Source organism: Paenibacillus sp. GbtcB18, assembly GCF_019091125.1.
GTDB lineage: Bacteria > Bacillota > Bacilli > Paenibacillales > NBRC-103111 > Paenibacillus_F > Paenibacillus_F chitinolyticus.
The window spans coordinates 1-594 of record NZ_JAGXJX010000097.1 but is presented as its reverse complement, the minus strand read 5'-3'; the positions used below and the strand labels follow the sequence as shown (position 1 = coordinate 594).

The following is a 594-nucleotide window of genomic DNA, read 5'->3' as shown; positions in this document are numbered from 1 at the left end:
AATAATGGTTTTGAATGGGACGAGCATGCTGTGTACTTTGATGATGGTATATCTGGGACGGCCTGGTTAGAGCGGCATGCAATGCAGAGGATCTTAAATAAAGCTAGAAAAAAAGAACTCGACACAGTTATATTTAAATCTATACATCGATTAGCACGTGATTTAAAGGACGCGCTGGAGATTAAGGAGATCCTTTTAGGCCACGGAGTAAGACTAATAACCATTGAGGAGGGTTATGACAGTCATTACGAAGGTAAGAATGATATGAAGTTTGAGATGTATGCGATGTTTGCATCGCAGTTACCTAAGACATTATCTGTTTCTGTAACAGCTGCTTTAGCGGCGAAAGTGCGTAGGGGTGGTTATACTGGTGGGTTTGTCCCATATGGTTATGAAATTGTAGATGATAAATACGCAATTCATGACGAGGAAGCCGCTCTTGTCAGGGAAATATTTGAATTATATTCACAAGGATTTGGCTATATCAAGATTGCAAATACCATAAATGATAAGGGAGCGCGCACAAGGAAAGGGGCGCCTTTGACATTCTCTACATTATGCAAGATGATTAAAAACCCGGCTTACAAAGGCACC

At 40.7% G+C, this 594-nt stretch carries 1 protein-coding gene; it reads left to right on the top strand.

Features of this window, described 5'->3' with window-relative positions; genetic code table 11:
- On the top strand, positions 1 to 594 hold a 594-nt coding region (locus KVT34_RS29680; RefSeq protein ID WP_217563235.1), incomplete at both ends, for a recombinase family protein.